The following is an 8,639-nucleotide window of genomic DNA, read 5'->3' as shown; positions in this document are numbered from 1 at the left end:
AGTCCACGTACCCGGTGGTGGTCGGGCCGACGGTGAGCCGGTAGCTGAACGCGTCCGCGCACATGGTGGCCGGGACCGTGGCGGCGGCCTCGGCGGCCAGCCGCGAGTCGGTGGCGAGCTGACGCAGGCGGTCGAGGTCGGCGTCGCTGAGCCGGCCGGTGTGGGAGGTGCCGGCCCGGTCGACCCGGGTCCACCGGCCGTCGGGCTGCACCGTGACGGTGTCCTTGAGCCCGACGATGCCGCCGGACTTCGTGAGCACCACCGGCGCGGCGGTGGCCGGCGCCGGGCCGCCGGACGCGGGGGTGGCGCCGTTCTGGGCGCAGCCGGCGAGCGGGGTGAGGAGCGCGGCGAGGAGGGTCGCCGCGACGGGGGTCGCTCTCATGCCGATCGGACGCACGGCGGGGCCACCCGGTTCCGACACGTTCCGTCGCATCGTCCGAACGGTCAGTGTCTCCGGCAGGAAAGCGCTCGCACCCTTTCACGTTCTTCGATGTATCGCTATATCTACATCAGTGACTACCCCCGTCACAACTTCCCCCCTTCAGGAGGGCCCGTGAAAAGATCCCTCGCCGCCGTCAGCGCAGCGCTGCTCACCAGCGGCGTGCTGACCTGCGTCACCACCACGGCGCACGCGGCAACCCCGAGCGCCCCGTCCCCCGAGTCCGCCGCCGCAGCCCGGGCGGCGAGCCTGCTCCGCGCCAACCCCGGTGCCGTCCAGGGCGCCGCCGGGGAGGCGTACCAGGCCGTCCGCACGAAGGTGGACGCCTCCGGGGCCACCCACACCCGCTACGCCCGGACCTACCACGGCCTGCGCGTCTACGGCGGGGACTTCGTCATCCACACCGCCCCGAACGGGACGCTGGCCGGGACGTCGGTCGGCCTGGCCGCGCCGCTCACGCTGGGCACCACCGCCAAGGTGGGCTCGGCCGCGGCCAAGGCCAGCGCGCGCAAGGCGTTCTCCGGCTCGCTCACCTCGGTGGGCACCCCGGAGCTCTTCGTCGACGCCAGCTCCGGCCGGGGCCGGCTGGCCTGGGAGACCGTCGCCAGCGGCTGGCAGGCGGACAAGCAGACGCCGTCCAAGCTGCACGTCGTCACGGACGCGACCACCGGCAAGGTGATCGGCTCCTACGACGAGATCGAGATGGTGGTCGGCAGCGGCCAGGGCATCTACACCGGCACGGTCAGCATCGACACGACGCTCTCCGGCAGCACCTACCAGATGGTGGACCCGTCGCACGGCAACGGCCGCACCTGCGACATGAACAACAGCACCGGAGGCACCTGCACCACCTTCACCGACCCCGACAACAACTGGGGCAATGGCGCCAACTCGAACCGGCAGTCCGCCGGCGTCGACGCCCACTTCGGCGCCGCGAAGACCTTCGACTACTTCAAGAACACGCATGGCCGCAACGGCATCTTCGGCAACGGCGCGGGCGTGCCGAGCCGGGTGCACTACGGCAACAACTACGTCAACGCCTTCTGGGACGGCTCCCAGATGACCTACGGCGACGGCTCGGGCAACTCCCGCCCGCTGGTCTCGCTCGACGTCGCCGGTCACGAGATGAGCCACGGCGTCACCGAGGCCCTCTCCGGCCTCGTCTACTCCGGTGAGCCCGGCGGCCTCAACGAGGCCACCAGCGACATCTTCGGCAACATGGTGGAGTTCTACGCCGCCGCGCCGAGCGACCCGGGTGACTACCAGGTCGGCGAAAAGATCAACATCAACGGCAACGGTACGCCGCTGCGCTACATGTACAACCCGTCGCTGGACGGCTCGTCCGACTCCTGCTGGAGCACCAGCACGAAGAACAAGGACGTCCACTACTCCTCCGGGGTGGCCAACCACTTCTACTTCAACCTCGCCGAGGGCACCGGCTCCACCGCGTACGGCACGTCGCCGGTCTGCGGTTCGGCGCCGGCCGTGACCGGCATCGGTCGCGCCAAGGCCGAGAAGATCTGGTACCGGGCGCTCGACGTGTACTTCACCTCGAACACCTCGTACGTCAACAACACCACCCCGTCGAATACCGCCCGGGCCTACACCCTCAAGGCGGCGACCGACCTGTACGGCAACTGCTCCACCGAGTACAAGACCGTCCAGGCGGCGTGGACCGCGGTGAACGTGGCCGGCAACGACGCGCCCTGCAGCTCCACCGGCAACGACTTCTCCGTCTCCCTCTCCCCGACCTCCGGCTCGGTGACCGCGGGCGGATCGGTCTCCACCACCGTCGCCACCGCCACCACGAGCGGGACCGCGCAGACCGTGACGTTCTCCGCCTCGGGCCTGCCGACCGGCGCCACCGCGTCGTTCAGCCCGTCCTCGGTGACCTCGGACGGCTCGTCCACGCTCACCATCGCCACCTCGGCGAGCACGCCGGCCGGCACCTACTCGGTGTCGATCAGCGGCAGCGCGACGTCGGGCACGAAGACGGCCACCTACACGTTGACCGTGAACGGCACCGGCGGTGGCTGCACCGGCGCCGGCCAGAAGCTCGCCAACCCGGGCTTCGAGTCCGGCAACACGGGCTGGTCGACCACCTCGGGCGTCATCGGCCAGTACGGCTCCAGCGGCCAGCCGCCGCGTACCGGCACCTGGAACGCCTGGCTGGACGGCTACGGCAGCACCCACACCGACACGCTGGCCCAGTCGGTGAGCCTGCCCAGCGGCTGCACCTCCTACAACTTCACCTTCTGGCTGCACATCGACTCCTCGGAGAGCACGAGCAGCGTCCAGTACGACAAGCTGACCGTGCAGGTGCTCAACTCGTCCGGCGGCGTGCTGGCGACCCTGGCCACCTACTCGAACCTGAACAAGGCGAGCGGCTACAGCCAGAAGTCCTTCTCCCTGGCCTCGTACGCCGGCCAGACCGTCACCCTGAAGTTCACCGGCACCGAGGACTCCTCGCTGCAGACCTCGTTCGTCGTGGACGACACCGCGGTCAACGTCTCCTAACCTGACCTGACCGCCCGACCCCGGGGCCCGGCGGCCACCCCACGCGGGTGGTCACCGGGCCCCGCCCGTTACGGTCGCCGGAGAACCAGCGGCGCGAGGGGGAGAGATGTCGGACGCGGAGCTGACCGTCACGGTGAGCGGACCGGTGGCCACCGTGGTGATCCGGAACCCGGCGCGCCGCAACGCCCTGACGCCGGCCATGTGGCGGCAGCTCCCGGTGCTGCTCGACGGCCTGGAGGCCGACCCGGCGGTGCGCGTGCTGGTGCTCACCGGGGCGGACGGCACCTTCTGCGCCGGCGCGGACCTGGGCGACCTGGACGAGCTGCTGGAGGCGGGTGACGGCAGCATCGCGGTGGCCGCCGAGGAGCGGCTGGCCGCGTTCGGCCGGCCCACCGTGGCGGCGATCGAGGGTGCCTGCGTCGGCGGCGGCTGCCAGCTCGCCGTCGCCTGCGACCTGCGCCTCGCCGCGGCGGACGCCCGGTTCGGCGTACCCCCGGCGCGGTTGGGTCTGGTCTATCCCGCGCCGACCACCCGGCGGCTGGCCGGCCTGGTCGGGCCGTCCGCGGCCAAGCACCTGCTGTTCACGAGCGAGCTGGTCGACGCCGAGCGGGCGCTGCGGATCGGGCTGGTCGACGAGGTGCTGCCGGCGGACGGGCTCGCGGCGCGGGTGGCGGCGCTGACCGCCACCATCGCCGAGCGTTCCCGGCTCACCGTGGCGGCGGCCAAGGAGATCGTCGACGGGCGCGCCGACGACGACCGCATCGCCTGGTGGCACGGGCAGGTGCGGGAGAGCGGCGAGGCCCGCGAGGGGATCGCCGCGGTCACCGGGCGCCGTCCGCCGCGCTTCGGCTGGACCCCACCGGCCGCCGGCTGAGCGTCACGCCGTCACCGTCGGGACGAACGGGCGTCACACCCTACGACGGCCGGGGCCGGCGGGCGCCGCGCCGGAGGCGTGCCTCCGACGCGACCCCCTGTGCCCGCCGGCCGTCCGTCACCGCGCCAGCGAGGCCCAGCTCGGCGTCACCGGCTCCCGCCGCAGCGGCATGCCCGCCTCGGCCGGGGTCCGGTCGCCCTTGCGCTGGTTGCACCCGTAGCAGGCGGCGGTGGTGTTCCCCCAGGTGTTCCGGCCACCGCGCGAGCGGGGCAGGATGTGGTCGATCGTGCTGGCCGGGCCGTCGCAGTAGGCGCACCGCCCGCCGTCGCGGCGCAGCACCCCGCCCCGGGACCAGGCCGGGCCGGCGCTGAACCGCCAGCGGGTCACCACGTACCGGACGAGGCGAACCACCCGCGGCATCGGGAAGACGCCGATCACCTGGTCCGGCTCGGCCTCGTGGATCTCGGCGACCCGCCGGCAGAGCATCCGGATCGCGTGCTGGACGGTGACCCGGTGCAGCGGGCCGAGGTCGGCGTTGATGACGAGGACGGCGTCCACCGGGCTCTCCCTTCACGATCGGTGGTACGGCAGCAAAAAGCCGCCCGGTCCCTGGCGGACGGGCGGCGACGACGTGGACGCGCGGGCGCGTCAGTCGGGCGGTCCGGCCGGGGGACCTTCGGCCCGGCAGCCGTCGCCGAGCAGCCACGACGGCATCGTGGTGGCGTGTCGCAGCGACATCGACGGCTCCCGCAGCGGTGGTTGACCTTGCGCGCTCACGGTAGATCCACGCCGGAGAGGCGGGCAACGCATTTCGATCCGCCGCCGGATCAGCGCCGGCCGGCCAGCAGGCCACGCGGGCGGACCGAGTGGACCGGCTCGGCCGCCGCCCCCTCGGCCCGCAGGATGTGGTTGGCGGCCACGATCCCGGTGGCCGCGGAGCGTTCCATCAGCGCGCTCGGGAAGTCGGTCCGGATCCCGTCGCCGGCCAGGTAGAGGCCGGCCGCGTCGGTGCGTACCCCCGGGCGGTCCGCGTGGCTGCCCGGGGTGAACGCGGGGGCCCGCGCCTCGACCCGGGCACGCAGCTCGCGCACCCGCAGGCCGGCGGCCTCCGGCCAGAGCGCCGCCAGCTCCGCCCGCATCCGCTCGGCCAGCTCCCCGGCCGGCACGTTCGGCTCGCAGGCGTACGCGTGCAGCTCGACCACCGAGCCGCCGGTCCGTCGAGCCCAACGCCGGGGCTCGTCCTCCAGCCGGTGGTAGAGGGTCACCGAGTCCAGGGTGGGCTGCCGGGACACGCCGCTGAACACCGCCCGGTCCGGGCGCACGTCGCCGTCCAGCCAGTAGCGCGCCACCGCGTACGGGGGACCGGGCCGGCCGAACGCGGGCATCCGCGCCACCAGCGTGGGCGCCGCCGCGAGCAGGCCGGGAGAGGCGGCGACCAGCGCGGCGAGCGCGGGCGGGTCGACGGCCAGCACCACGTGCCCGGCCTCGTGGGTGTCGCCGCCGGCGGTGGTCGCCCGCCAGCCGTCCGGCGTCCGGTCCAGCCGGGCGGCGGCCGTGCCGGTGCGCACGCGGGCGCCGTGCCGCTGGACGTGCCGGGTGAGCGGTTCCCAGACCGCGGTCGCGTAGTCCCGGTCCGGGCAGTCGAAGGCCAGCCCCTCCGGGTTGCCGAGCAGGTAGAAGTGGAACTGGGCGATCATCTCGGCGGCCGACATCTCCGCCTCGTGGTTGAAGAACGAGTGCGAGAAGACCTCGAAGAGCATGGCCCGGGCCCGGTCCGGCAGCCGCAGCGAGGTGAGCAGGTCGTCGGCGGTCCAGGTGTCGAACTCGGCGTAGGTGCGCTCCGGGTCGTAGGCCAGCAGCGGCAGCGCCGCGTCCCGGTCCATGGCCCGCAGGTCGGCCAGGCGCAGGCTCGGGCTGCGCAGCAGCAGGGCGAGCAGGTTGGCCGGCGGCGCGGGCGGCAGCCGCCCGAACTCCTCGTCCGGCCACCGCGCGGAGAGGATCGGGTAGCCGGGCACCGGCTTGAGGAAACCCAGCGTGGGGTCGGCGCGGCGCAGGATGTTCCGCCAGTTCCAGTACTGCCGGAAGAAGGCGTGGAAGCCGTGCTCGTTGCGCTGGACGCCGTCCGGCAACTCCTCCGGCCAGGCGCCGAGCCGGCCGCCCAGGTGCGGCGCGGCCTCCAGCACGGTCACCTCGACACCGCGCTCGGCCAGCACCACGGCCGCCGACATGCCGGCGATGCCACCGCCGACCACCACGGCCCGCACCGGTCGCGGCACGCGCGGCGCGCCACCGCCGCCGGGGTCCACCAGGTGCCGGCGTACGCCGATGAGCCGGCCGACCACTCGCGACAGTGCCACGCGCACCTCCGACCCGACGGGAGCCCCAGTCTGCCGGCTCACGCCGCCGGCGGCAGCAGACAGCGGCGCGGCCGGTCCGACGCCGGCCAGACGTACTCCAGGTCGGGCGGGACGTCGCCGAACTGCGGGCCGTAGTGCGCCGGGTCCTTGCGCAGCAGCGACGACCGGTGGCTGAGGTGCAGGTCGTCCCGGCCCAGCCAGGGCGGCAGCTCGCCGGCGTCGGCCAGCTCCGCCTGGGTGCGGATGAGCGCGATGCCGCAGGCGGAGGCCAGGTCGGTGGCCATGGTGGCCGCGCAGGTGTCCGCCCGTCCCGGCTCGCACCACACGGCGCACATGTCCAGGCCGTACCGGGTCAGCGCCTCCTCGTAGCCGGCCCACATCTTCACCGCCGGGTGGTTGCGCCAGCCGTAGTCCGGCCGGGTCAGCCCGCGCAGCACCTGGATGGTCTCCACCCGCTGCTTGCCCAGCCGCTTCTGGTCCAGCGTCCGGGCGCTGGCCAGGAAGTCCGGATACGGCAGGAACGTCTGCATGCCGCTGCTCTACCCGTACTGGCGGGCCCCATGCGTTCATGATCGAGGGGGCTGCGCGCGCTGCGAGCGACTGACTACGATCCGGGCATGGCCGAGCCCCTCCGCGACCGCGCGCGCCGGGCGACCGGATGGCGGCTCAAGATGAACGGCGACGCCCGTCCGCACTACGTGGTCTGCGGCTCGGACCCGTTGGCCTACTGGGTGGTCCGGTCCCTGCTCGCCACCGACCCGCCCGCCGGCCGGGTCCGGGTGACGCTGGTCGTGCCCGAGCGCCGCCGCACCGAGGGGCCGGACGGGCGGGACCTCCCGGGCGTCCAGGTCGTCCGGGCCGACCGGCTCGACGAGGCCACCTTCCGCCGGGCCGGCCTGGCCGGAGCGGACGGGCTGGCCCTGCTGCACCAGGACGACGTGGGCAACATGCACGCCGCGCTCTGCGCCCAGGAGGTCGAGCCCCGGCTGCGCCTGGTGGTCCGGATGTTCAACACGAGCCTGGCCAACGGCGTGCGGCAGCTTTTCCCCGACTCGGCGGTGCTCTCCGACGCGTCGATCTCCGCACCGGCCTTCGTGGCCGCCGCCCTCGGCGAGCTGGCCCCCACCCACTTCCGGCACGCCGGCCGCACCCTCTACGTGGCCCGCCGCGCCGACGTACGCCCGCAGGACGTGGTCAGCGGGCTGGCCGTCACCACCGATCCGGAGCTGGTCCGGGTGCTGCCCGCCGACGAGGCCTCCGCCGACGTGGTGCTGGCCGAGGCGACCGGCCGGCCGCCCGGCACCGAGCTGGCCGCCCGCCGGCTGGTCCGGGCCCGCCGTCGGCGGCAGCCGGTCGCGGTGCTGCTCCGCGCGCTCCGCAGCTTCGCCACCCGCAAGATCGGCCTGGCCGTGCTGGTGCTGCTGGCGGTGATCGCCGTGCTCGGCTGGCTCAACGCCCGGGCGGCCGACGTGACGTGGTCCGAGGCGCTCTACCTGACGCTGGTCACCACCCTCAGCGGGCAGGACCCGGACGTCAACAAGGCGCTCGCCGCCCAGATCATGCAGGTGGTGCTCAACCTGGCCGGGCTGGCGCTGATCCCGCTGATCACGGCCGCCGTGGTCGACGGCATCGTCAACGCCCGGCTCGCCCTGCACGCCGGCCGGGTCCAGCCCGACCGCTCCGGGCACGTGGTGGTCGTCGGGCTCGGCAACATCGGCACCCGGGTGATGGCCCAACTGCACGACTTCGGGGTCGAGGTGGTGGCCATCGACAAGAACCCGGACGCGCGGGGCGCCCCGCTGGCGCACCGGCTCGGCGTGCCGCTGATCGTCGGCGACGCGGGCCAGGAGGAGACCCTGCGCGCCGCCTCCGTCGACACGAGCCAGGCGCTCGTGGTGGTCTCCACCGACGACGGCATCAACCTCCGCGCCGCCCTGAACGCCCGCTCCCTCGACCCCGACCTGCGGGTGGTGCTGCGCCTCTTCGACGGCGACTTCGCCGAACGGATCCAGCAGGCGTTCGGGATCGGCATCTCCCGCAGCGTGTCCTACCTGGCCGCTCCGGCGTTCGCGGCGGCCATGCTGGACCGCGCCGTGATCGCCACCATCCCGGTCGACCGGCACGCGCTGCTGGTCACCGAGGTGCCGGTGGTGGCCGGCTCCCCGCTCGACGGGCGGCCGCTCGCCGCGGTGGCCCGCCCCGGCGAGGTGCGCCTGCTGGCGTACACCCCGGCCGGGCAGAAGACGGAGTGGTCCACCGACCCGCGCATGGTGATCCATGCGGGCGACCGGCTGACCGTGGTGGCCCGGCGGGCCGGGCTGACCGCCCTGCTCCGGGAGACCACCCCGGTGCCGCCACCCGCCCCGGCGGGCGCGCCCACCCCTCGCCACGCGGACGAGTGAGCCTCCAGGACGACTTTCACGACGACACTCGCCCCGGCGGCCCATGGGAC

General features: G+C 74.1%; 7 protein-coding genes. 3 read left to right on the top strand and 4 right to left on the bottom strand.

All coding sequences use genetic code 11. The features are described 5' to 3' along the window. On the bottom strand, positions 1-382 hold a 382-nt coding region (locus tag F8274_RS15305; RefSeq protein ID WP_370518235.1), incomplete at its 3' end, for a hypothetical protein. A gap of 171 nt (positions 383-553) precedes the next feature. On the opposite strand from F8274_RS15305, the gene F8274_RS15300 reads away from it, so the two are divergent. Both F8274_RS15300 and F8274_RS15295 read left to right on the top strand, forming a co-directional pair. Further along, positions 554-2,956: a M4 family metallopeptidase gene (locus tag F8274_RS15300; protein ID WP_151463058.1), complete on the top strand. Its 2,403-nt coding sequence runs from the start codon at positions 554-556 to the stop codon at positions 2,954-2,956. 106 nt (positions 2,957-3,062) lie between these two features. Beyond that, complete coding sequence (locus tag F8274_RS15295; protein WP_151463057.1) at positions 3,063-3,830, top strand: enoyl-CoA hydratase/isomerase family protein; 768 nt, start codon at positions 3,063-3,065, stop codon at positions 3,828-3,830. Positions 3,831-3,947: 117 nt separating this feature from the next. Here the strand turns inward: F8274_RS15295 and F8274_RS15290 are convergent, their stop codons facing one another. From F8274_RS15290 to F8274_RS15280, 3 genes are all read right to left on the bottom strand, one after another. After that, positions 3,948-4,388: an HNH endonuclease gene (locus F8274_RS15290; protein ID WP_151463056.1), complete on the bottom strand. Its 441-nt coding sequence runs from the start codon at positions 4,386-4,388 to the stop codon at positions 3,948-3,950. A 269-nt stretch (positions 4,389-4,657) separates the two neighbouring features. Beyond that, on the bottom strand, positions 4,658-6,187 hold the full coding sequence (locus F8274_RS15285) for an FAD-dependent oxidoreductase (RefSeq protein ID WP_151463055.1): 1,530 nt from the start codon (positions 6,185-6,187) through the stop codon (positions 4,658-4,660). Between the two features lie 38 nt (positions 6,188-6,225). Then, positions 6,226-6,717 (bottom strand): MSMEG_6728 family protein, encoded by a 492-nt coding sequence (locus F8274_RS15280; protein WP_151463054.1) that lies wholly within the window; start codon positions 6,715-6,717, stop codon positions 6,226-6,228. 141 nt (positions 6,718-6,858) lie between these two features. On the opposite strand from F8274_RS15280, the gene F8274_RS15275 reads away from it, so the two are divergent. Further along, a complete protein-coding gene (locus F8274_RS15275; RefSeq protein ID WP_151463062.1) occupies positions 6,859-8,589 on the top strand; it encodes an NAD-binding protein in 1,731 nt (576 codons plus the stop codon). The last annotated feature ends 50 nt before the right edge of the window (positions 8,590-8,639 follow it).

The organism is Micromonospora sp. AMSO31t, from assembly GCF_008868175.1.
Lineage (GTDB): Bacteria > Actinomycetota > Actinomycetes > Mycobacteriales > Micromonosporaceae > Micromonospora.
The sequence above is the reverse complement of the archived record's forward strand: the minus strand, read 5'-3'. Positions and strand labels throughout refer to the sequence as shown.